This is a genomic window from Pseudomonas sp. ACN5 (assembly GCF_002303975.1).
In the GTDB taxonomy this organism is placed as follows: Bacteria; Pseudomonadota; Gammaproteobacteria; order Pseudomonadales; family Pseudomonadaceae; genus Aquipseudomonas; species Aquipseudomonas laurylsulfatiphila.
The window spans coordinates 71336-92245 of sequence record NZ_MRCP01000006.1 but is presented as its reverse complement, the minus strand read 5'-3'; the positions used below and the strand labels follow the sequence as shown (position 1 = coordinate 92245).

Genomic DNA, 20910 nt, shown 5'->3' with positions numbered 1-20910 from the left:
ATTGACCCGCACGAGGCAAGGCGAGCGGGGATGCTCGCCAGTGTAAGTCGATAGCAGGCTATTCGATAGCCTCATAAGGAAGCCCGACGTAGTTTTCCGCAATGGTTTTTCGACCCGCCTCGGAACCGATGAAATAGTCCAGTTCCGACTCGGCAATGCGCTGGCTAAAGGCATCGTGCTCATCGAAACGGTGCAGCATCGAGGTCATCCACCAGGAAAACCGCTCGGCCTTCCACACCCGGCGCAGGCAGATTTGCGAGTATTTCTCCAGCAGATCAACGCGGTTTTCACGGTAAACCTTGAGCAGGATATTGAACAGCGTACTCACATCGCTGGCTGCCAGGTTCAGGCCCTTGGCGCCGGTGGGCGGAACGATGTGCGCCGCATCGCCGACCAGGAACATCCGCCCGTATTGCATCGGTTCAACCACGAAGCTGCGCAGCGGCGCGATGCTTTTTTCGATGGACGGGCCGGTCACCAGTTTGTCTGCCAACGCTTGTGGCAACCGCGTCTTGAGTTCATCCCAGAAGCGTTGATCCGACCAGTTATCGACATGATCGCTGGTGGGTACTTGAAGGTAGTAACGGGTGCGTGTCGGCGAGCGCATGCTGCACAGGGCAAAACCACGCTCATGGCGGGCGTAGACCAGTTCGTCGTGGACCGGTGGGGTATCGGCCAGGATCCCGAGCCAGCCGAAGGGGTAGATCCGTTCGAAGACTTTCAGGCTCTCGGCAGGAATCGATTGCCGCGCCACGCCATGGAAGCCGTCGCAACCGGCGATATAGTCGCAATCGAGTCGCCAGGTCTCACCATCTTTCTCAAAAGTGACAAAGGCTTCATCGGTTTTCATACCGTGTGGAACGACGTTGGCTGCCTGGTAAATCGTTTGCGCGCCGGCCTCCCGACGGGCGGCCATCAGGTCCCGGGTGACCTCGGTCTGGCCGTAGATCATCACGGTTTTGCCACCCGTGAGGGCGTGCAGATCGATGTGCACCTGGCGCCCGTCGAGGGCCAGTTCGAAGCCGCCATGCACCAGCCCCTCGGCGTCCATGCGCTGACTCACGCCGGCCTGGCGCAACAGCTCTACCATGCCTTGTTCAAGCACGCCGGCGCGGATTCGGTCCAGTACATAGTCTGGGGTCTGACGTTCGAGAATGAGGGTGTCGATACCGGCGTTGTGCAGCAATTGGCCGAGCAACAAGCCTGAAGGGCCGGCACCAATGATGGCGACCTGGGTTTTCAGCGTTTTCATTGTTTTTATGACTCGCAAGCTTCACGCGACCAGGGGCGGTGAATGATTTTTATGGATCGAGTGCTTGCATTTTTCCCTTGCGAGTCTGTCAATTGAAGGTGAAAACTGAGCCGAAAGCTGTACATTCTGCCAATCGGTGCGATTATCGCCCGCCATCAAACTCCGAGGCCTGGATTGAAGTGATGAACAAGCCTGACCTGCCTTCGATTCCGGTGTTCAAGCTCTACGGTGAAAGCCTGGATTGGCCGACCCCGGACTTGCTGCACTGTGAGACCATTTCCAAACGCAGCCGCGAACATCATTGGGAAATCAAACCCCACCGCCACGCTGATTTATGCCAACTGCTCTTCGTATTCAAAGGTCAGGCAGAGCTTGAAATCGAAGGCCAACGTACGCAACTGGTGGAACCGGGGATCCAGATCCTGCCACCGCTGTCGGTTCATGGCTTTCGCTTTTGCGAAGACGTGGAGGGCTTTGTCGTGACCCTGGCCGCGCCGCTGATCGCCCATCTGCAGATGCAGTTGGGACACTCGGTCAATGCCCTGGCCCAGGCCGAAAGTTACCCGGCAGGCAAGGACGCCGAGTACCTCAACAGCCTGTTCAGTGCCCTGCAGAGCGAATACAACAGCCATCAACCGGCGCGGGAAATGCTCATGCATTCGCTGGTCAGCGTAATCGTGGTGTGGGTCAGCCGCCAGGTGATCCAGCGTCGCACCGCCATGGCGCGACCGCAGCGGGCCCGGGAATACCTCAACGGCTTTATTCAACTGGTGGAAGAGACTTATCGCCAGCACGTCAAGGTCGAGGATCTGGCGCACCGGCTGGGGATTTCCGTGTCGCACCTCAACGGCACCTGCCGTGAGCTGGCGGGGCAACCGGCGTTGCAGATCATGCACGAACGGCAATTGCTGGAGGCCAAGCGCTTGCTGACCTACACCAGCATGACCATTTATGAAATGTCCGACGTGTTGGGGTTTTCCGATCCGACCAACTTCACGCGCCTGTTCCGGCGTCGTGTGGGGATTTCGCCCAAGGCCTTCCGTGACCGCTTGAAGGCCGATCAGGACAACGAAGCCTGACCCCCTTCGTTACCGGAGGGCGTTGAGGGTGGCGTTGTGGGGGATGCAGCGCTCGAAGTTGCAGCTCGCGGCTTCACGGGGCTGGTTGCGCAGTTGCTCGACGCGCCAGGCGGCAGCGCCATACAGCCCGAGCGTGACCGCGCAGGTGATGAAGATCGCGAGGTATCTTCTTGTTCTGATGTTCATGGCGTTGACCTCTGAACCAATACCTTTCGGTATTACTTTGAGCATAGGTCAGCGCTGGTGGGTTGCCAGCAATAGCGCGGTATTCAGAATACTGATGCCCCCTGTGGGAGCGGGCTTGCTCGCGAAGGCGGTATTTCATGCACAAAATTTGCGTCGGATGTACCGACCTCTTCGCGAGCAAGCCCGCTCCCACATATTGATCGGGTTACAGGCCCACATCCCACTCCGGTACCTCCGGAAATCTGAGCACCAGAAAGTCCAGCAAGCTGCGCAGCGCCACCGGCATGTGCTTGCGTGAGGCATACACCGCATACACGTTCATTTGCCGGGGTTCGGCCGCCGGCAGCAGGCGAATCAATTCGCCGCTGTGAATGTGCACGCCGGCCTGGTAGGTGGGCAGCATCGCCACCCCGGCGCCGGCGATCGTTGCGCGCAACAGTGTGCTGGCCTCGTTGGCGCTGATGTTGCCCTGCACCGGTACTGAAACCTGCTCGCCGTCCTGCTCGAAATGCCAGAGGCTTTTGCCGAAGTAGGAGTGGGTCAGGCAATTGTGCAGGCTCAGGTCCTCGACCCGTTGCGGCACCGGATGTTCGCGCAAGTAAGCAGGGGAAGCGCAGATCACCGAGCGGCAAACCGTCAGGCGGCGGGCGATCAGGTTCGGATCCAGATCGTTGCTGGTGCGGATCGCCAGGTCGATGCGCTCATCCACCAGGTTCACGGTGCGGTCGAGCATCTGCATGTCGACGCTGACGCCGGGGTAGCGCTTGACGTACGCGGCCATGGCATCGGCCAGTTGCGCCTGACCGAACGAGGTGCTGACACTGATCCGCAGCAGGCCGCGCGGTGCGTCGTCCGGTTCGCTGACGGCGGCTTGCATGTCGCTGGACAAGTCGAGCATCTGCCGGCAGCGGGGCAGGATCTCGTTGCCGGCGGCGGTCAGGCTCAACTTGCGTGTGGTGCGATGCATCAGGCGCGCGCCAACCCAATCTTCCAGTTCCGCCAGATACCGCGACACCACCGGCCGTGACAGCTCCAGGTGATCGGCGGCGGCCGACTGGCTGCCGAGGTCGACCACCGTGACGAACACACGCATTGCTTGAAGACGATCCATGATTTGCCCGCTTTCAGAAACAAACTATGTTCAAGCATCGCATTTTTTGTACCGAGTCAGGCAACTAAGCTCTGTTCCCCTGTAGGAGCGAGCTTGCTCGCGATGAATTCAAATACACCGCGTATCCCCCGATAAATACGCGTCATCGTTTGCGACCATCGCGAGCAAGCTCGCTCCTGCAAAAAAGGGCATCCGCCAAGCACGGCATTCGGACAACGGAGCAACAAATGATCGGTTTCACCACCCTCAAGCGCGTTTTACTGGCCAGTGCCGCCCTCGGCTTCGCCGCCCATGCAGCCGCCTCGACCCTGACGCTGGATGTCTACAACCCTGGCGAAAAAGCCATCTTCCCGGTGACCTCGGTGCTGGTCAGCGGCGAAAAGGAAGCGATTCTGGTGGATGCCCAATTCGGCAAATCCCAGGCCGAGCAGGTGGTGGAAAAAATCCGCGCCAGCGGCAAGCAACTGACCACCATCTACATCAGTCACGGCGACCCGGACTACTACTTCGGCCTCGACACCCTGACGGCCGCGTTCCCCAAGGCCAAGGTCCTCGCCTCGCAGCCAACCGTTGATCACATCAAGCAAACCGTCGAAGGCAAACTGGCTTTCTGGGGGCCGAAAATGGGCGCCGATATGCCGGCCAAAACCATCGTGCCGGACGTGCTCAAGGGCGACAGCCTGGTCCTTGAAGGACAGAAGTTGCAGGTGCTTGGACTTGAGGGGCCGCAACCGGATCGCAGCTTTGTGTGGATTCCGTCGATCAAGGCGGTCGTCGGTGGTGTTGTGGTGGCGCAAAACATCCACGTGTGGATGGCCGATACGCAAACGCCGCAGTCCCATGCCGATTGGTTGGCTACGCTGCATTCCATTGAAACCCTGAAACCGCAGGTCGTGGTGCCGGGCCATTACCTCGGCGAGAGCGGTCGCTCCCTGGCAGCCGTGCAGTTCACCGCCAATTACATCAAGGCCTTCGACGAAGAAACTGCCAAGGCCAGGGATTCTGCTGAACTGATTGCGGCAATGAAAAAACGCTTCCCGGCACTGGGCGATGAAAGCTCCCTGGAACTGAGCGCCAAAGTCGCCAAGGGCGAGATGAAGTGGTAAGTCGTTAATTGTTCCCACGCAGGTGGGAATAGACTTGTACAAACACCTCGAATGTTCGGGGTGTTTGTGTAGGAAACATAAAATTCAATAGTAGCTCGAAGCTCAGGTCATTTTCCCCGTCGACAATGAAATGTACTTCGTGTTTTTTGTTGTGTGGGCGTTTTTTGAACGTCTTGAGAGTTCGCATAAATGATAAAAGTTCCATGTGTATTGGTGGGGTATATAAATATCTCTGATGTAGTTGGGTTTGAGGTTGTTTTTATTTGAGCGATTTTTAATCGGTGGTGATAAGTCCTACGTAGTTTGGTGTGGGCGGATGATAGTAGGTCGGTTGTTGGGGGGGTATTATTCTATGGTCATGAGCTCTATTCGTTGCTTTGTGATGCGTATGAATATTAACTCAATCGTGGGGAATATATGGAAATTGATCTGGAGACGGCTGCCAAGGAATTGGAGGTCACGGGGGAACAGGTTCTTTCACAGTTGGAAGGTATTAATAGCATAGTTGATGCTGCCAGATTTGTACCTGTGCAATACTTTGAAAAAAAGGCGGAAAATATTGATGATGAAACATTTATTGTCAAAAAAAATCATGTGGTAATGATTAAGCGTTATGTTCGTGCTGGGCTTTCGTTGCCAGTCAATATCGGTGATATTGAAAATTATCTTGGGTACAAAAACGCAGGGCATCCGCTGCTTGAACCGACAAGCATGCAGCAGTTCTATCAGGAAATTCATTCGCATGCTTTATCTTGGGCAACCTTGGAGCGAGAGACTAAAAACATCGGAAACAGACTGGACTTGTTTGCCAGAAATTTTTTTGAAAGCGGATCGGCGATCATCAATCTCTTGAAGGCATCCGAAACCTACAGGCGCGTGGAAGGCAATATAGATTCACTGAGTGATGATGAAAAAAAACAACTAGCGTCAATTCCACTGAGTAGTACCGAAACAAAGCGTGTTGAAAGCCTCCATAGGGCCCTTAAGTTTGCAAGAAAAGATGTTGCGGAATTTTACCTTGCGGTTGCTGATGTCAATGCTTTGGCTATTGAGTTTTCTCGAAAGATATCGGACGAGTTATTGATCAGGCTTTCACTCAAAATGAACGCTGTCGATGAGGCGAACATCGACAAAAATGAAGGTGTTGATGCACTTCGTAAACAAATAAAAGAGCTTGATGAGACAATTGCTGAAAAGCAAACAGAGTATGACTATCAGGTAGGGTATGCCTTTGCTGGTTTGGTATTCGGTCCACTGGGTCTGATAGTGACAGGCGGTATATTCGGCGCCGAAGCTGAAAAAACCAGAGCGCAGAAAAATGAATTGCTAGAGCAAAAGAATCGATTGGTTGTTCAGATGTCGGCTGCTCGCCTGTCTCAAAGTTTAATAACGCTGACGACAAATTTTTCCGAGATGCATGCATTAATGAAAGATGCTGAAATTGGTATCAAATGCATTGAGGATGTACTCGGTATTGTCTGGAATAGTCTGGGTGTGTCTTTGGAAGGGTTCGAAGACGGCGCGAGTGAGATGGATTTGATTTTGTTGGTGCTGAACCTTCAGGCGATTTTTAATCCGTGGAGAACTATTCAAGGGCATGCTCACGCGCTGTCTACGGTTTTTAATCAGGTTGTTGAGGGTAAGTAAATACTATGGTTCAAGGAGGAACTCTGCTATGAAAGACCATGAAACTATTACAAGTAATCATTATGTGGTGCCCGATACCGGCGCAATGAGACGTGCCAAGGATCGATTGAATATGAGTGTGAGTGACGGCGGATTTGATTTTTTGCCCTCGTCACGTGAGAAATTATTGAGTGTCAGTAGTGAGCTGAATGATGCACATCAGCAGTTGTTTGATGATGTCAAGAAGGTTACTGCGTTATTGGCCAACTCTGGCTTGGAAGAAACGTTGGCGAGTATTGAGGAACTGAATAGCAATATTGCATTGACTGCCTTGCAGAAAGATGAGCACGTTAGTCGGATGCTGGAGCATGGGGTCGCACGGGTTGCTGAGTCTCAGATCGCATTAGTGGTTGCCAATAAATATTTAGTTCGGGTAACCGAAGATTTTGTTGCGACCCGTTTTGCCGAGTCAACCATTAGTTTACGTCGTACCTTTGATAGTGAAGTGAACGCTATTGAACAGCGCATCGGGGCTGACGAGGGCGACCTGGAGACGTTAAAGAAGGATAAGCAGTTTATCGACGACGCTATCCAGAAATTCAAGGCCCCGGGCTGGCGGGATATTGTCAGTAGTCTGCTGCCAAGTGCAGAAGAAATCGAGGCCGCAATAAAGTTGGTTGCCACCGGGAAACCGGATAAGGAATTCTTGAAGCTAGTATTGAACAAGCTTCAAGGTAACTTTGAAGCGCTCGACCGGGGGCGTCAATTCACCGACCTCGCCCAAGCGCGGGACGCAGTGCGTGAGAGAATGAACGAGCTGAACGCCAGCATCAAGTCGGATCAATTACAAGTATGCGAGTTGCAGCGCAAGCTCGGTGCGTTGGATGAACTGGGCGCATTGGATTCGGTACTTTCAAGTTGGTCGGAGCAAGTCGCAAAGGTCGCTGAGGCATACTCGGATTTTCTCCGGGTAAACAACCCCAAATCGATCGCAGATGTGCCGACATTGAAGGGCACTGCCGAGCGTTTTGAAGTATTCTTGAATTACTTGAAGTCCATCAAAAAAAGCTGAGTGGTGATATCAGCAAAAGGCCATGCTTCGCGCATGGCCTGTCCGATTGAATGGGCCAACGCCAAGGTTCATCGCGCCTGTTCCACCAACCACTCCATCAGTTCGCGCAGTTTGGGCGAAGGCCCGGGTTTTTCCGGGAACACCAGGTAATACGCAAGACCTGTTTTCACCTTCAATTCGAATGGCGTGACCAGCCGCCCGGCACTCAGGTCATCGCCGATCAGCGACCAGTCGCCAATCGCCACCCCCGTTCCCTGGGACGCCATCGACATCGCCAGGTCCAGTGTTTCGAAATGCTGGCCCTTGCCCACATTGGTCAAATTCACATCCGCGGCCTTCAACCAGGCCTTCCAGTCCCGTTCATCGCGGGTTGGGTGCAGCAGCAGGTGTTGTTGCAGATCGGCGGGTGTCTGCAGGGGCATGGGGCCTTCGAGCATCGGTCTGGAGCACACCGGCGTGAGTTGTTCATCGAAGAGTTTTTGCGACATCAATGAATGGTCCGGCGGTGCGCCGTACATCACCGCCGCATCGAACTGCTCGAGATGAAAATCCACGCCGTGCTTGACCGTGGTGGTCAGTTCCACCGGCACGTCCGGGCGCTCCCTTTGCCATTGCAGCAGGCGCGGCAGCAACCAGCGCATGACGCAGGTCGGTGCCTTGAGTTGCAGGGTTTCGCGCTTCTCGCCGATCTGTTCCACGGCCTCGTCGATCAGGCCGAAGATCTGCTGCACCCGGGGCAACCACTCCCGTCCTTCGGCAGTCAGGTCCAGGCCTCGGGCCTGGCGAATGAACAGCTCATAACCCAGGTGATCTTCCAGCCCGGCGATCTGCCGGCTGACTGCGCCCTGGGTGATGTGCAGTTGTTCGGCGGCCCGGGTGAAATTGCAGCACTGCGCGGTAATCAGAAAAGTGTGCAGCGCCGGCAGGGGAGGCAGTCGTTTCATTGGGATCCAAGGTATGACGTGAGGACATGGCTAGTATGACTTTTTATCCATTGTTGCGGCTACGTGTCGCCCGTTCCAATGAGGCCATTCCCGGGCCTGCGAATCCATCATAAACACAGCGCATGCCCGGCGTCTCAAACGAACAAAAAGGGCAAAGACATGGCGACGTGCGGCGAAGTATTGGTCAAGTTACTCGAAAACTACGGAGTCGAGCAGGTGTTCGGCATTCCGGGGGTTCATACCGTGGAGCTGTATCGCGGGCTGGCCCGTTCGAGCATCAACCACGTGACGCCGCGCCATGAGCAGGGCGCCGGCTTCATGGCCGACGGCTACGCCCGCACCAGCGGCAAACCCGGCGTGTGCTTCATCATCACCGGCCCTGGCATGACCAACATCACCACCGCCATGGGCCAGGCCTACGCCGATTCGATCCCTATGCTGGTGATCTCCAGCGTGCAATCGCGCAGCCAGTTGGGCGGCGGTCGCGGCAAGCTGCATGAACTGCCGAACCAGGGCGCACTGTGCGCCGGTGTCGCGGCGTTCTCCCACACCCTGATGTCGGCGTCGGAATTACCGGTTGTGCTGGCTCGCGCCTTTGCGCTGTTCCAGGCAGGCCGTCCGCGTCCGGTGCACATTGAAATTCCATTGGACGTGTTGGTCGAAGACGCTGACGAGCTGCTCAGCAGCCTGCCGGTCAACATCGACCGCGCCGGTGCTTCGCCGAGTGCCGTGTCGCGCATGACCGAATTGCTGGCCAACGCCAAGCGTCCGCTGATTCTCGCCGGTGGCGGTGCCATCGACGCGGCGGCCGAGCTGACTGCGCTGGCCGAGTTGCTGGACGCGCCGGTCGCCCTGACCATCAATGCCAAGGGCATGCTTGCCTCCGGCCACCCGTTGCTGATCGGGTCGACCCAGAGCCTGGTCGCCACCCGGGCGCTGGTCGCCGAGGCCGACGTGGTCCTGGCCATCGGCACCGAACTGGCCGAGACCGACTACGACGTGACCTTCGCCGGTGGCTTCGAGATTCCTGGCAAGTTGCTGCGCGTGGACATTGACCCGGACCAGACCGTGCGCAATTACCCGCCGCACGTGGCGCTGGTGGCCGACTCGCGCAACGCCGCCCAGGCCTTGCTCAGCGCCTTGTCGCACAAGTCTCTGGCCGAACGCGGCAACGATTGGGGCCAGGTACGGGCCGCTCGTCTCCGTGAAGACCTGGCCACCACCTGGGACGCACCGACCCTGGCCCAGACCCGTTTCCTTGAAACCGTCCTGCACGAGCTGCCGGACGCGGTGTTCGTCGGTGATTCGACCCAACCGGTATACACCGGCAACCTGACGTTCAACCCGGAGCGTCCGCGTCGCTGGTTCAATTCGTCCACCGGTTACGGCACCCTCGGTTACGCCTTGCCGGCGGCGATTGGTGCCTGGCTCGGCGGCAGCGCTAAAGACGGTGCTCGCCCGCCAGTGGTGTGCCTGATCGGTGACGGCGGTCTGCAGTTCACCCTGCCGGAACTGGCCAGCGCCGTTGAAGCGCGCACTCCGGTCATCGTGCTGCTGTGGAATAACCAGGGTTACGAAGAGATCAAGAAATACATGGTCAACCGTGCCATCGAGCCGGTCGGCGTGGACATCTACACCCCGGACTTCATCGGTGTAGCCAAGGCCTTGGGCTGTGCGGCCGAAGCCGTCAGCAGTGTCGAGCAATTGCGCGGCGCATTGCGTGTGGCCCACGATCGCCAGGGCCCGACCCTGATTGAAATCGACCAGGCCGAGTGGATGAAGGCGGTGTCGAAATGACGTTCCCGACTACCCTGGATGGCCTGTACATCAACGGCCAATGGTCGGCCGGCAATGAACACCTGCGCGTGATCAACCCGGCGACCGAAGCCCTGTTGACCACGGTCAATGGCGGCGATGAGCGTGCAGTTGATCAAGCGGTGAGTGCGGCGACCCAGGCGTTCGCCGGCTGGTCGAAAACCAGCGGCGCCGAACGCGCTGCCATCCTGCGCAAAATTGCCGCGGGCGTGCAGGCCAACCGTGAAAAACTGATGCACTTGCAGTCGAGCAACAACGGCAAGCCGCAATTCGAAGCCGCGATCGACGTCGATGACGTGATCGCCACGTTCGAGTACTACGCCGGTCTGGCTGAAGGGCTGGACGCGAAACAGGACAGCGCCATCGAATTGCCGAGCGACGACTTCAGTGCGCGTTTGCGCCGCGAGCCGTGCGGCGTAGTCGGCCTGATCGTGCCGTGGAACTTCCCGATGGTCACCACCGCCTGGAAACTCGCCCCGGCCCTGGCCGCCGGTTGCTGCGTGGTGCTCAAGCCTTCGGAAGTCACGCCGCTGCCAGAGCTGGAACTGGCAACGATCATCGCAGAAGCCGGCTTGCCGGCGGGCGTGTTCAATCTGGTGTGTGGCACCGGCCTGGCCGTTGGCGCGCCATTGTCGGCGGATCCGCGTATCGCGAAAATTTCCTTCACCGGCAGCAACGCCGTTGGCGTGCAGGTCATGCAGCGGGCGGCGGAAACCGTCAAAGGCGTGAGCCTGGAACTGGGCGGCAAATCATCGCTGCTGGTGCTGGCCGATGCCGATCTCGACCTGGCGGTGGAAGTGGCTTGCGGCGGTGGTTTCTTCAACGCCGGGCAGATGTGCTCCGCCACCAGCCGCGTGCTGGTCGCCGATGAGCTGGCCGATGAATTCCTCAGCCGCGTGAAGGCCCGTGCCGAAGCGATTCGCGTGGCCGACCCGTTCGACCCCAACGTGGAAATGGGCGCGCTGGTCAATCAGGCGCAATACCAGCGCGTATTGGGCCACATCGATCGTGGTTTGAGCGCCGGCGCCAAACTGGTTTGCGGTGGCAATCGCCCGGCGGACCTGCCGCGCGGATATTTTTTGCAGCCGACAGTTTTCACCGAAGTGCCCCTCGACAGTGCGTTGTGGTGTGAAGAGATTTTCGGCCCGGTGATCTGCGTGCGCAGTTTCGCCTCTGAAGCCGAGGCGATTGCCCTGGCCAACGACAGCCAGTTCGGCCTGGTCGCCAGTGTGGTCACGCGCAATGCCGAGACCGCCGACCGCGTCGCCAATGCTTTGCAGGCGGGGCTTGTGTGGATCAACGCACCGCAGGTGATCTTCCCGCAGACCGCCTGGGGCGGCTACAAGCAGAGCAGCATCGGCCGCGAATTGGGGCCCTGGGGCTTGCAGGCTTTCCAGGAAATCAAACACGTGATCCGGGCCGTCTGACACCGATCACTGTGTAGGAGCGAGCTTGCTCGCGATGGACGTCAACGATGATGTGGGGCGCCTGAATGTACGCGGCGCCAGTGCACCCATCGCGAGCAAGCTCGCTCCTACATGAGGCATGCACTGGCGTCATGGCTTCAATGAGTTTTTATCGATAGTCAGCTGTTTTACACAACCTCAGGATGAACTTGCTGGCTCAGCCAACCCCCCGAAAATAGAGGGGCCAACGCTGATCCGGTCGCGCGGATGCAACAGTTTCGACCTGCCTTATACCTACAAAAACAAAGGGAGTCCGTAATGGGCGAGCATGATCTGAACAGACGTCAATTCATCAAGACCGTGGGCGTAGCCTCGGTTGCAGCGGCAGCCATGAGCATGCCGTTCATCAAGGCCAATGCCAGCGACACACGCTTTGCCGGCAAGACCCTGCGTTTGCTCACCTGGTCCGATGACACCGGCCTGGCTGCACTGCGCAACATCGCCGCGACGTTCGAAGACAAGTACGGCTGCAAGGTCATCGCTGACCGCACCGGCAGTACCTCGGAAATGGTCGCCAAACTCAAGGCCGGCGGTGATCGTCCGCAGTACGACATCATCACCCTGGCAGGCGTTGGCGCCGAAGGTCTGGCCGCCGCCAACCTGCTGGAAAAACCCGACCTCAACCGCATTCCCAACCTGGTCGATGTACCGGAGAAATACCGCACCGGCGCCAATGGCCACGGTATCGGTTACCTGCTGTGGTGCAACAGTCTGGTCTACAGCACCCGCACCCAGAAAGAAGCTCCGACCAGCTACGCCTCCCTGTGGGATGCCGACGCGGCGCCGAACATATTCCTGCCGCCGCCGAACTGGACCGAGGCCATGGACCTGATCATCATCGCCGCCAAACTGGCCGGTGGTGACGAGCACAACATTGAACCTGGCTTCAAGAAACTCGCCGAGCTGAAAGATCGTGTGGTGACCCTGGGTGAAAACCCGAACCAGATCGCCGAACTGTTCCGCACCGGTTCCCTGGACATGGGTGGCCTGTACGCACCGGCGTTCTTCCCGAAACAGATCCGCGATCCGAACTACGGCCTGGGCGCGACCTTTGGCATGAAGGAAGGTTTCTACACCGACCTGATGCTCTCGGTGATGCCGAAGAACCGTCCGGGCGATACCGACATGGCCTATGCCTTCATCAACCACTCCCTGGACCCACTGGTGCAGGGCAAGATGGCTGAAGACATCTACAACGGCCCGGTCAACGCCAAGGCGATCATCTCCGCCGAAGCGCGCAAGAGCCCGTACATCCTCACGCCGGAGCAGATTGCCGAGAAGGCGATCATGCACGACAACGCCTTCCTGGCGACTGTGCATGACCAATGGATTCGTCGTTACACGGAAATCTTTTCTTCCTGATCTGTAGGAGCGAGCTAGCTCGCGATGGACGTTAACGATGACGAGGGCTGCCTGAATGAGCGCGGCGCCTTCACGTCCTTCGCGAGCAAGCTCGCTCCTACGGGGGGCCGGGGTGACACCCCGCTTCCGTGTGCCATTGATCCTCCATTGACGAGACCCTTTGCTATGGAACACCAACCTCTGACCCATCCGGTGAGTGCCGCTCCCGTGCGCGCCGCTCGGGGTGTTTCGCCAACGACGCGCGCCTGGCTTTTCCTCTCGCCGTCGATGCTGTTTCTTGGCGTACTGATTGCCGCCAGCCTCTTGGTACTGCGCATGAGCGTGGGCACCAAAGGCGCGGAATGGTCCGGGTTCAGCCTGGCCAGCTACGCCCAGTTGCTGGAACCCTATTACCTCAAATCCCTGATGCTGACCCTGCGCCTGGCGCTGATCAGCGCGGTGATCGCAGTGATTCTGGCGATCCCGGTGGCCTACACCATGTCGCGCCTGACCTCGCCGTTCGTGCGACGGATCTTCCTGGCGGCGGTGTTGCTGCCGTTGCTGGTCAACCTGCTGCTGCAAAGCTACGGCTGGCTGGTGATCCTCGGCCCAGGCGGCATGCTCAACCAGACCCTGATGGGCCTGGGCCTGATCAAGCGCCCGATCATGCTGTTGTACAACCAGAACGGTGTGTTGATGGGCCTGGTGCAAACCGCCTTCCCGCTGGCCGTGTTGCCGATCGCCAGCGCCATGCGCGGCGTCGCCCGCAGCTACGAAGAAGCCGCTGCCACCCTCGGCGCCAGTCGCTTCCAGGTGTTCCGCCAGGTGGTGTTGCCGATGAGTCTGCCGGGGATCATTACCGGTGCGACCCTGGTGTTCGCCTACAACGCCAGCAGTTTCGTGGTGCCCTTGCTGCTCGGTGGCCGGCGCGTGCCGATGCTGGCGGTGATGGTGCATGACCAGATCGCGCCGTTGATGAACTGGCCTGCCGCATCCGCTGCCGGCGTGGTGCTGATCGTCACCACCCTCGCGATCATGACCCTGTCCGAATACGTCACTGGCCGTCGTCGGCGCATGCTGGAGGCTTCCCAATGAGTACCCTGACCAAGAAACGTTATGGGCTGTTGCCCGGCGAGACCGGCAAGTTCGCCGGCATCCTCTCGGGCTTCATCCTGCTGTTGGCGGTGCTGCCGATCCTGACCATGATCGTGATGTCGTTCAGCGGCGCGTCGAACCTCGACTTCCCGCCGAGCAGCTACAGCCTGCAATGGTACAAGGCCGCCTGGCACACCTTCGTGTCGCCGGACGCCAGCGACGTGCTGAGCCTCGGCCAGGCCATGAGCACCAGCCTGCTGGTGTCCTGCCTGACCATGATTTTCGCCACGATCATCGCAGTGCCGGCGGCCTACGCGCTGACCCGTTGCGAGTTCCGCGGCAAGGCCGTGGCCTTGCAACTGATGTCGTTGCCGCTGGTGTTCCCGATGGTGGTGTTGGGGCTGGCATTGCTGCTGGTGTTCGACAGCCTGCCGTTCCACATGACCACCTCGCGCCTGGTGATTGCCCACGTGATCCTGGCACTGCCGTTCGTGGTGAAGAACTGCACGGCAGCGATGCTCTCCATCGGCAGCGAAGTCGAGGAGGCCGCGCAGATGCTCGGTGCTTCACCGCTGCGGGCGATTGTCGATGTGGTGGTGCCGTTGATGAAGTCGGGGATCCTGGCGGGCATGCTGCTGGCGTTCATCGTCTCGTTCAACGAATTCACCGTGACTTACTTCCTCTACACCATCGATGTGATGACCGTGCCGATCTGGATGTACAGCCGCACCGTGTCTTCGCTCGACCCCACCGTATTTTCGTTTGCCGTGCTGATCGTGCTGATCGACTTCGTCCTGATCTGGGCGCTGGAGAAGCTGGTTGGTGAAGGTGGCGTTTCGTTCTGATTTCTTGAGGTACTTCAAATGTCTGGTCTGATTCTGGAAAACGTCGAGAAACATTACGGCTCGGCCTGCGCGGTAACCGATGTGAACCTGCATTTGCCCGAGGGCAAACTGGTGTGTTTCCTCGGCCCTTCGGGCTGTGGCAAAACCACGCTGCTGCGCATGATTGCCGGCCTTGAAACCCTGACCGGCGGCGAGATCCGCCTGGACGGTGAAGACATCGGCCACACCCCGGCGCACCTGCGCAACTTCGGCATGGTGTTCCAGTCCCTGGCGCTGTTCCCGCACATGACCGTGGGCGAGAACATCGCCTATCCGCTGAAACTGCGCGGAGTCAGCAAGGCTGACCAGCAGGCGCGGGTGGTGGAGTTGCTGGAACTGATCCAGTTGCAAGCGATGATCGATCGTCCGGTGGCCAAGCTCTCCGGCGGACAACGCCAGCGCGTGGCGATTGCCCGGGCGATTGCCAATCACCCGAAAATCCTCCTGCTCGACGAACCGTTGTCGGCGCTGGACGCCAAGCTGCGTGAATCGATGCAGGTGGAAATCCGTCAACTGCAACAGCGCCTGAACATCACCACCATCATGGTGACCCACGACCAGCGCGAGGCCATGACCATGGCCGATATCGTGGTCGTGCTGGGTGAACACCGGGTTCAGCAAGTGGGTACGCCGATTGAAATCTACCGGCACCCGGCCAACGAATTCGTCGCGGACTTCATCGGTTCGGGCAACATCTTCCCGGCCACGGCGCTGGGCAACGGCAAGGTCAGCCTACCGGGTGGCGATGCGCTGCAAGTGCCGATCTGCACGAGCGTTGCGGCAGGGGAAAAGGTGAAGATGCTGATTCGTCCGGAAGATCTGCAACTGTCGGCGCCACAGGCGACGGCGGGCAACCGCTTGCTGGGCAAGGTGACCTTCGTGCGCGATATCGGCGCGACCATCGAGACCACGGTGGAGTGTTCCGGGGTGTCGTTTACCGCGCTGAGCACGCCGTGCCAGGGCTTTGGTTTGAGCGTTGGTCACCCGGTGTCGGTGACCTTGCCGGCGGAGGCTTGCCGGGTACTGGGGGCCTGATCCAGAACTTGTAGCGCCTGAGCTGGCCTCTTCGCGGGCAAGCCCGCTCCCACATTGGACTTGTGGCGTTCACAAATCCAGTGTGGGAGCGGGCTTGCCCGCGAAGGCGTCAGCCGCCGCACCACTGGATCCGGATCAAACCGTCAACCGCAACCGCGCCAGATCCCTTAACGGCGGCGCCCCGAACAACCGGCTGTACTCCCTACTGAACTGCGAAGGGCTTTCATACCCGACGCGATACCCCGCCGCCGAAGCCTCCAGCCCTTCGGCCAGCATCAACCGCCGCGCTTCCTGCAGGCGCAACTGCTTCTGATACTGCAACGGACTCATCGCCGTCATCGCCTTGAAGCGGTGATGCAGGGTCGACACGCTCAGGTTCACTTCCTTCGCCAGATCATCGATGCGCAACGGCTGTTCGAAATGGCCATTGAGCCATTTGATCGCCTGGCTGACGCGATGGCTCTGACTGTTGGCGATGGCGATTTCGTACAGCCGATGCCCTTGTTTGCTGCGCAGCAGTCGATAGAGGATCTCCCGGCGAATCAGCGGCGCGAGCATGGCAATGTCTTTCGGCGTGTCCAGTAGCCGTGCCAGGCGCAGCACAGCATCGAGCATGGCGGTGTCGAGCCGCTCGACATACAGCCCGCGCCCGGTCGGCCGGGTGGGCACGCCGAGGGGGCCGGCGTCAGCGATCAGCGCGGTGATTTCCGCCGGATCGATGTCCAGGCGCAGGGCCAGGATCGGTTCCTCGGCCGAGACATCCACCACCCGTCCACTGAGCGGCATCGAGACCGAGACCACCAGGTAGTTCAACGGGTCGTAGTTGAAGTACTCGTTGGCCAACTGAACTTCCTTGCGCCCCTGGGCCATGATGCACAGTGCCGGTTGCGCAAGCACCGGGGCAAACTCGTGGGACTGGCTGTGGCGGGACATGAACAGCGAGCCGATGGCCGTGGCATAACTGCCATCTTCGGCGGTGTTGCGGCGGATGATCGCCGCCAGTTCCGCGCGCTGCTTTTCCATGTCGGTGTCCAGCGGGGCTTGAAAGTGATCGAGCGACGACATGCGCGGCATCCTCGGCAGGCATGGAGGGAATGGAGCAGAGCATATGTTTGTGCAAGTGGCAGCGGTAGACACATCCTGCCGGATGCTTGCCTGATTCTGCATGGTGGCGACCGGCGGTGTAGCCACTAGAGCCTTGTGCCGCAAGAACTTGCTTGAAACTCGTATGGCAGAACCGTGACAGGGTTTTACAGCTTGTTACAGGCTTGTCGTGCAGTTTCGCAGGATTGTGCAATGCACCGGCAGGAATCGACTAACGAGACAGGCGTCGCGGCCCTTAACCTTTGATCCTGTCGCAGCCCGTCCCCCGGCTGCCACGCGACTCCCCGGGAGGGTTGAACATGTCCACGCAAATCCCCGTCAGTCATATGGCCTTCGTTCGAGCGCGCGCCGGGCGCTCTGCGGAACTCGGTGTGCGTCTCAGCGCCCTGATCGAACCGTCCCGCGCAGCGCCAGGCTGCCTGAGCTTTAGCTTGCAGCATTCGCAATGCGATCCGGAGTTGTGGCTGGTGTCCGGTTTCTGGAGTGATCAACAGGCCATGACCGCGTACTTCAGCACGCCGGCGATGGAGATTTTTGCCGAGCTGGTGCAGGAACTGGTAGTCAACAGTCTGGATTTCCACACCTTCAAGGATGTCTCGGCGGCGCAGGCCCTGGGACAGTCCGCACTGGAGGTACACAAACTGGCCGGTTGAGGGTTTAATGACGGCATTCTCAATCAGCCAGGATGCGCGACATGGCACGTAAAGCCTTTGATCACTTCGAAGCTGTTTCCGCTGTAGTACCGGGCGAGGGTGGTTACCACGCCGCTATCGCCGTCAAGGCGCTGGGTGGTTCCGGCGCTCCGCGTTTTCACAAAGTGCTGGAAGGCCAGATCTTCAAGACCGCCCATGACGCCGACCTGGCAGCGGCCAAAGAGCTGACCCACCTCAAGGACGTCAAAGAAGACGCCGACCTGCTCTGGTGATCACTTCACCGCCCCCGGGCGGTACATCTTGAACAAAGCCTCAGGCCCCAGCTGGAAATAATCCGCCGGCCCGCCGCCGCGCAGAATCGGTTCTGCCGCGGCGGTGTCGTATACCCCATCCTTCAACAGCCATTTGGCGATATGCACGGCGACCACTTCGCCGAGGATCAGCCAGCTCGGCACCACATTGCCGTCCGCTCGCTGCAACTGAATGATCTGCGTGACCTTGCACTCGAAGGACACCGGACTTTCGGCCACCCGTGGCACCTGAATGACTTTCGAGGCAACGGTCGTCAGGCCGGCCAGTTCGAACTCGTTGACCTCAGGCCTGACCATGGCGCTGCTCTGGTTCATCTGCTCGGCCAGCGGACGGGTGGCCAGGTTCCAGGCGAACTCGCCGGTCTGTTCGATGTTGTTCAGGCTGTCTTTGCGTCCGACGCTGGAAAAACCAATGATCGGCGGAATGTAGTTGAAGGCGTTGAAGAAGCTATAGGGCGCCAGGTTCAAGCGGCCTTCGGCATCCTGAGAAGAGATCCAGCCGATAGGGCGCGGGCCGACGATGGCGTTGAACGGATCGTGGGGCAGGCCGTGGCCGTTGGCGGGTTCGTAGAAGTGGATGTCGTCGGGCATTGGGTGGAATTTCCAGAGCTGGCGGGGAGACGTGCATGGTGCAAGCACGCGCCGCAGATTTCCAGTCGGATTCGGTACCTGGAATGACTAGATCGCTCTGTGGGAGCGGGCTTGCTCGCGAAAGCGGTGTGCCAGTCACATTGATGTTGGATCTGCCGCCGTCTTCGCGAGCAAGCCCGCTCCCACAGGTTTTATGTGATTACCAGGCTTTGTGTTCCTCCAAAAAAGACTAAGCCCGGCCGAAGCCGGGCTGTGAATTTCCCTCCACATTCAGCCGATAGCTTCTGCGCTGCCGGTTTTGTCGAAACCGTCAGAGGCATAGGCGTCAGAGTGGTTGCGTTCGATGGCCGCGCTGGTGCCGGAGCCGTAGGAGGCCGAACCGGTCTTGTCGTAGCCGTCGGCTGCAAAGGCATTGGCAGCCAGCACGGAAAGGGTCAGGGCAAGGATCAATCGGGTTTTCATGGCAGGTACTCCAGGTACGTTCGCTATGGGTACGTTCAGGCACTCCTTCGAGGCCTGTAACGGATATACGTGCGTCCTGTCGATCTGGATGCACTCAGCTGCAGGCTGCTGCCGGTGCATTAACCGATGATTATCCTGGTGGAGGGGGAGACGAATGGTGCCCTTCGCGAAACCGTCCGCGAAGGGCCCGGCGCTCACCGTTGCGGTGAGCGCCGGTCGGTGATCAGTCAGTGACGATCCGCGAATGTTTGCGGGTGTCTTTCATGGTGATGTACACCAGCAACGACACGGCAATACAGGCGGTCACGTACCAGTAGTAACCCGTCTCCATGCCGATGCTCTTGAACCACAGCGCGATGTATTCAGCGGTGCCGCCGAAGATCGATACGGTCAGTGCATACGGCAGGCCCACGCCCAGGGCGCGGATCTCGGTCGGGAACAGTTCGGCTTTCACCACGGCGTTGATCGAGGTGTAGCCGCTGACGATGATCAGCGCCGCCATGATCAGGAAGAACGCGCCCCACCAGGTCGTGATGGTGTGCAGGGTGGTGAGGATCGGCACGGTGAACAGGGTGCCCAGGATGCCGAAGGCAATCAGGATCGGCCGGCGACCGATTTTATCCGACAGCCCGCCGACGATCGGTTGCAGGCACATGAACAGGAACAGCGTGGCGGCGGAAATGGTGGTGGAGTCGGAAATGCTCATGCCGACAGTGTTCACCAGGTATTTCTGCATGTACGTGGTGTAGGTGTAGAACGCCAGGGTACCGCCCATGGTCAGGCCGACCACGGTCATCAGTTCCTTGGGGTGACGCATCAAGGTGCGCATGGCGCTTTCCTTGGCTTTTTCCTTCTTGGTGAAGGACTCGGTCTCTTCCATGCCGCGACGCAGGTACAACGCCACCACGGCACACAGCGCGCCGATGGCGAACGGGATGCGCCAGCCCCAGGCGTAGAGCTCTTCGGTGGTCAGCAGTTGTTGCAGCACGATCAATACCGCCAGGGCGATGAGCTGGCCGGAGATCAGGGTCACGTACTGGAAGCTGGAGTAGAAGCCGCGACGTTCCTTGGTCGCCATTTCGCTGAGGTAAGTGGCGGAGGTGCCGTATTCGCCGCCCACCGACAGGCCTTGCAGCAAGCGCGCGAACACCAGCAGGATCGGCGCACCGATGCCGATGACTTCATAACTCGGGCTCAGGGCGATCAGCAGCGAACCGAAGCACATCAGGTACACCGAGGCCATCAGGGCCTTTTTGCGCCCGACCTTGTCGGCATACAGCCCCATCAGCCAGCCACCGATCGGACGCATCAGGAAACCCACGGCGAAGATCGCGGCGGTGTTGAGCAGTTGGGCGGTGGTGTCGCCCTTGGGGAAGAAAGTCTTGGCGAAGTACAGGGAGAAGGCGGCGTAGACGTACCAGTCGTACCACTCGACCATGTTGCCGACCGAACCGCTGAAGATCGATTTGATGCGGCTGGACGTGGTTCTTTCTTTGGCCGGCACGGCAGCCGACCCAAGCGGCAGGGAGTTGGAGTTATCCATTGAAGGATCCTTCGTTTAATTGTTTTTGTGGAGCGCGTTTAAACGCAGCCTGCAGGGGCTATAGCAGGAGCTGTGCCAAGGGTGAGAGGGCCGGTTTAGAGGGGGGAAGAAGGTTTGGTGAGCGGAAATCCGCTTATTTTTGGTGGGTGATGAGCGGAAATTTGCTTAACAGGAGGGGTATTTATATTGCCTTTGCCGGCCTCTTCGCGAGCAAGCCCGCTCCCACAATGTTCG

20 protein-coding genes are annotated in these 20910 nt (G+C 59.0%); 12 read left to right on the top strand and 8 right to left on the bottom strand.

Annotated features, from left to right (window positions below):
• Positions 1-58: 58 nt before the first annotated feature.
• Positions 59-1243 (bottom strand): 4-hydroxybenzoate 3-monooxygenase, encoded by a 1185-nt coding sequence (gene pobA, locus BSF40_RS13085; RefSeq protein WP_371918084.1) that lies wholly within the window; start codon positions 1241-1243, stop codon positions 59-61.
• Between the two features lie 191 nt (positions 1244-1434).
• On the opposite strand from pobA, the gene BSF40_RS13080 reads away from it, so the two are divergent.
• Entirely contained in the window at positions 1435-2331 is an 897-nt protein-coding gene (locus BSF40_RS13080) for a helix-turn-helix domain-containing protein (protein WP_095965437.1), read from the top strand.
• A gap of 9 nt (positions 2332-2340) precedes the next feature.
• Here BSF40_RS13080 and BSF40_RS32720 read toward each other — a convergent pair whose 3' ends face one another.
• Both BSF40_RS32720 and BSF40_RS13070 read right to left on the bottom strand, forming a co-directional pair.
• Positions 2341-2517 carry a hypothetical protein gene (locus BSF40_RS32720; RefSeq protein WP_172435705.1) on the bottom strand — a complete coding sequence of 59 codons (177 nt, stop codon included), beginning with the start codon at positions 2515-2517 and terminating at the stop codon, positions 2341-2343.
• A gap of 205 nt (positions 2518-2722) precedes the next feature.
• Entirely contained in the window at positions 2723-3628 is a 906-nt protein-coding gene (locus BSF40_RS13070) for a LysR family transcriptional regulator (protein WP_207258483.1), read from the bottom strand.
• Positions 3629-3855: 227 nt separating this feature from the next.
• Between BSF40_RS13070 and BSF40_RS13065 the strand changes: the two genes are divergently transcribed.
• The 3 genes from BSF40_RS13065 to BSF40_RS13055 all read left to right on the top strand — a co-directional run bounded on the left by BSF40_RS13065 (position 3856) and on the right by BSF40_RS13055 (position 7432).
• On the top strand, positions 3856-4734 hold the full coding sequence (locus BSF40_RS13065) for an MBL fold metallo-hydrolase (protein ID WP_095965434.1): 879 nt from the start codon (positions 3856-3858) through the stop codon (positions 4732-4734).
• Between the two features lie 417 nt (positions 4735-5151).
• A complete protein-coding gene (locus BSF40_RS13060) occupies positions 5152-6381 on the top strand; it encodes an alpha-xenorhabdolysin family binary toxin subunit A (RefSeq protein ID WP_095965433.1) in 1230 nt (409 codons plus the stop codon).
• A 28-nt stretch (positions 6382-6409) separates the two neighbouring features.
• Positions 6410-7432, top strand: coding sequence for an alpha-xenorhabdolysin family binary toxin subunit B (locus BSF40_RS13055; protein ID WP_095965432.1), 1023 nt, complete (start codon positions 6410-6412; stop codon positions 7430-7432).
• 68 nt (positions 7433-7500) lie between these two features.
• Here the strand turns inward: BSF40_RS13055 and BSF40_RS13050 are convergent, their stop codons facing one another.
• Positions 7501-8376, bottom strand: a complete 876-nt coding sequence (locus tag BSF40_RS13050) for a LysR substrate-binding domain-containing protein (RefSeq protein ID WP_095965431.1) — start codon at positions 8374-8376, stop codon at positions 7501-7503.
• Positions 8377-8535: 159 nt separating this feature from the next.
• Between BSF40_RS13050 and BSF40_RS13045 the strand changes: the two genes are divergently transcribed.
• From BSF40_RS13045 to BSF40_RS13020, 6 genes are all read left to right on the top strand, one after another.
• Positions 8536-10173: a 5-guanidino-2-oxopentanoate decarboxylase gene (locus BSF40_RS13045; protein ID WP_095965430.1), complete on the top strand. Its 1638-nt coding sequence runs from the start codon at positions 8536-8538 to the stop codon at positions 10171-10173.
• Positions 10170-11618 (top strand): aldehyde dehydrogenase family protein, encoded by a 1449-nt coding sequence (locus tag BSF40_RS13040; protein ID WP_095965429.1) that lies wholly within the window; start codon positions 10170-10172, stop codon positions 11616-11618. The genes BSF40_RS13045 and BSF40_RS13040 overlap by 4 nt, the downstream gene beginning before the upstream one ends.
• A 297-nt stretch (positions 11619-11915) precedes the next feature.
• A complete protein-coding gene (locus tag BSF40_RS13035) occupies positions 11916-13019 on the top strand; it encodes an extracellular solute-binding protein (RefSeq protein ID WP_007978499.1) in 1104 nt (367 codons plus the stop codon).
• Positions 13020-13184: 165 nt separating this feature from the next.
• Complete coding sequence (locus tag BSF40_RS13030; protein WP_095965428.1) at positions 13185-14093, top strand: ABC transporter permease; 909 nt, start codon at positions 13185-13187, stop codon at positions 14091-14093.
• Positions 14090-14938, top strand: a complete 849-nt coding sequence (locus tag BSF40_RS13025) for an ABC transporter permease (RefSeq protein WP_007978496.1) — start codon at positions 14090-14092, stop codon at positions 14936-14938. The genes BSF40_RS13030 and BSF40_RS13025 overlap by 4 nt, the downstream gene beginning before the upstream one ends.
• A gap of 18 nt (positions 14939-14956) precedes the next feature.
• Positions 14957-16012 carry an ABC transporter ATP-binding protein gene (locus tag BSF40_RS13020; protein WP_095965427.1) on the top strand — a complete coding sequence of 352 codons (1056 nt, stop codon included), beginning with the start codon at positions 14957-14959 and terminating at the stop codon, positions 16010-16012.
• 135 nt (positions 16013-16147) lie between these two features.
• On the opposite strand, the gene BSF40_RS13015 is transcribed toward BSF40_RS13020, so the two are convergent.
• Positions 16148-17077 (bottom strand): AraC family transcriptional regulator, encoded by a 930-nt coding sequence (locus BSF40_RS13015; RefSeq protein ID WP_095965426.1) that lies wholly within the window; start codon positions 17075-17077, stop codon positions 16148-16150.
• Between the two features lie 338 nt (positions 17078-17415).
• Between BSF40_RS13015 and BSF40_RS13010 the strand changes: the two genes are divergently transcribed.
• Positions 17416-17769: a putative quinol monooxygenase gene (locus tag BSF40_RS13010; protein WP_095965425.1), complete on the top strand. Its 354-nt coding sequence runs from the start codon at positions 17416-17418 to the stop codon at positions 17767-17769.
• Positions 17770-17810: 41 nt separating this feature from the next.
• Positions 17811-18041, top strand: coding sequence for a hypothetical protein (locus BSF40_RS13005; protein WP_015096640.1), 231 nt, complete (start codon positions 17811-17813; stop codon positions 18039-18041).
• On the opposite strand, the gene BSF40_RS13000 is transcribed toward BSF40_RS13005, so the two are convergent.
• The 3 genes from BSF40_RS13000 to BSF40_RS12990 form a co-directional block, all read right to left on the bottom strand.
• On the bottom strand, positions 18042-18671 hold the full coding sequence (locus tag BSF40_RS13000; protein WP_095965424.1) for a flavin reductase family protein: 630 nt from the start codon (positions 18669-18671) through the stop codon (positions 18042-18044). It abuts the gene before it with no gap.
• Positions 18672-18941: 270 nt separating this feature from the next.
• Complete coding sequence (locus tag BSF40_RS12995) at positions 18942-19133, bottom strand: hypothetical protein (RefSeq protein ID WP_095965423.1); 192 nt, start codon at positions 19131-19133, stop codon at positions 18942-18944.
• A 223-nt stretch (positions 19134-19356) separates the two neighbouring features.
• Complete coding sequence (locus BSF40_RS12990) at positions 19357-20676, bottom strand: MFS transporter (RefSeq protein ID WP_007978480.1); 1320 nt, start codon at positions 20674-20676, stop codon at positions 19357-19359.
• Positions 20677-20910: the final 234 nt, after the last annotated feature.

Bases quoted from the DNA above. Each gene is read 5' to 3' on its own strand.
- BSF40_RS13080 (WP_095965437.1), top strand. From the start codon at position 1,435: ATGAACAAGCCTGACCTGCCTTCGATTCCGGTGTTCAAGCTCTACGGT.
- BSF40_RS32720 (WP_172435705.1), bottom strand. From the start codon at position 2,517: ATGAACATCAGAACAAGAAGATACCTCGCGATCTTCATCACCTGCGCG.
- BSF40_RS13070 (WP_207258483.1), bottom strand. From the start codon at position 3,628: ATGGATCGTCTTCAAGCAATGCGTGTGTTCGTCACGGTGGTCGACCTC.
- BSF40_RS13065 (WP_095965434.1), top strand. From the start codon at position 3,856: ATGATCGGTTTCACCACCCTCAAGCGCGTTTTACTGGCCAGTGCCGCC.
- BSF40_RS13060 (WP_095965433.1), top strand. From the start codon at position 5,152: ATGGAAATTGATCTGGAGACGGCTGCCAAGGAATTGGAGGTCACGGGG.
- BSF40_RS13055 (WP_095965432.1), top strand. From the start codon at position 6,410: ATGAAAGACCATGAAACTATTACAAGTAATCATTATGTGGTGCCCGAT.
- BSF40_RS13050 (WP_095965431.1), bottom strand. From the start codon at position 8,376: ATGAAACGACTGCCTCCCCTGCCGGCGCTGCACACTTTTCTGATTACC.
- BSF40_RS13045 (WP_095965430.1), top strand. From the start codon at position 8,536: ATGGCGACGTGCGGCGAAGTATTGGTCAAGTTACTCGAAAACTACGGA.
- BSF40_RS13040 (WP_095965429.1), top strand. From the start codon at position 10,170: ATGACGTTCCCGACTACCCTGGATGGCCTGTACATCAACGGCCAATGG.
- BSF40_RS13035 (WP_007978499.1), top strand. From the start codon at position 11,916: ATGGGCGAGCATGATCTGAACAGACGTCAATTCATCAAGACCGTGGGC.
- BSF40_RS13030 (WP_095965428.1), top strand. From the start codon at position 13,185: ATGGAACACCAACCTCTGACCCATCCGGTGAGTGCCGCTCCCGTGCGC.
- BSF40_RS13025 (WP_007978496.1), top strand. From the start codon at position 14,090: ATGAGTACCCTGACCAAGAAACGTTATGGGCTGTTGCCCGGCGAGACC.
- BSF40_RS13020 (WP_095965427.1), top strand. From the start codon at position 14,957: ATGTCTGGTCTGATTCTGGAAAACGTCGAGAAACATTACGGCTCGGCC.
- BSF40_RS13015 (WP_095965426.1), bottom strand. From the start codon at position 17,077: ATGTCGTCGCTCGATCACTTTCAAGCCCCGCTGGACACCGACATGGAA.
- BSF40_RS13010 (WP_095965425.1), top strand. From the start codon at position 17,416: ATGTCCACGCAAATCCCCGTCAGTCATATGGCCTTCGTTCGAGCGCGC.
- BSF40_RS13005 (WP_015096640.1), top strand. From the start codon at position 17,811: ATGGCACGTAAAGCCTTTGATCACTTCGAAGCTGTTTCCGCTGTAGTA.
- BSF40_RS13000 (WP_095965424.1), bottom strand. From the start codon at position 18,671: ATGCCCGACGACATCCACTTCTACGAACCCGCCAACGGCCACGGCCTG.
- BSF40_RS12995 (WP_095965423.1), bottom strand. From the start codon at position 19,133: ATGAAAACCCGATTGATCCTTGCCCTGACCCTTTCCGTGCTGGCTGCC.
- BSF40_RS12990 (WP_007978480.1), bottom strand. From the start codon at position 20,676: ATGGATAACTCCAACTCCCTGCCGCTTGGGTCGGCTGCCGTGCCGGCC.